At 75.6% G+C, this 907-nt stretch carries 1 pseudogene; it reads right to left on the minus strand.

The features are described 5' to 3' along the window. Positions 1-907: pseudogene (locus VBO01S_RS33000) on the minus strand (translocation/assembly module TamB domain-containing protein); the annotation flags it as partial.

Here is a 907-nt window from a genome sequence, read left to right on the forward strand (position 1 = left end):
GCTGATCTGCCCGCCGACGGGCGCGCCCGACAGCTCGCTGTACAGCGCGCCGGGCCGCACGCCGCGCACGGTGGCGCGCACCTGCCAGGGCGAGGGCGCGGGACTCCAGCTGCCTTCGGCGTCGATGCGGCCGCCGCCCGCGCGCACGATGGCTTCGGGCACGGTCCAGGTGGTGCCGTCGAAGCCGACCTGGGCCTCGACCTGCTCGACCGGCAGCTTCTGTTCGTCCCACGGGCCGGCGACGGCGTTGCGAATGTCGGCCGAGGCCTTCCACGCGGCGGGGCCGGTGGCGGCATCGGGCGCGAGTTCGACGGTGCCGGTGAGCCGGGTCCGGGGCGCGCCGGGCCAGAGGCTGGCGGCGTCGACGTTGCGCAGGTCGGCCTTGGCGTCGACCACGGGCTGCGGCAGCCAGGGCGCGATCTGCGCGCGCAGCTGGGCGGCCATGGGCGCTTCGGCGTCGGGCTCGGTGGGCTGCAGGTCGGCGGCGACCTGCAGGCGCGCCTCGGGGCCGGCCAGCGTGCCTTTCACGGAGGCCTTGGCCTGCACCTCGATGTGGCGGTCTTCGGCGAGCGGGGCTTTCACGCGGCCGTCGAGCGTGGCGTCGAGCGCCATCGGTGCCGGGCCCTGCAGCCGCACGCGGGCGCCGTAGTGGCCGTCGGCGATGTCGACGCCTTCGATGTCCAGCGCGTGCTGCGCGCCGAGGTAGCTGTAGCGGCCCGCGAGGCCTTTGGCTTCCAGCGCGGGCGGTCCGGCCCAGCGCACCTCGTCGATGCGGAAGGGCACCTCGGCCACTTCGACGGGCAATGCGACCTGCGTGAGCGGCTCGGTCGGCGTGTCGCTGGGCGGGCCGCGGCGTTCGATCGACAGGCTCGCCGCGTGGATCTCGCCGAGCTGCACCTTGCGCTGG

The sequence above is a fragment of the Variovorax boronicumulans NBRC 103145 genome, from assembly GCF_001591345.1.
GTDB classification, from domain to species: Bacteria; Pseudomonadota; Gammaproteobacteria; order Burkholderiales; family Burkholderiaceae_C; genus Variovorax; species Variovorax boronicumulans.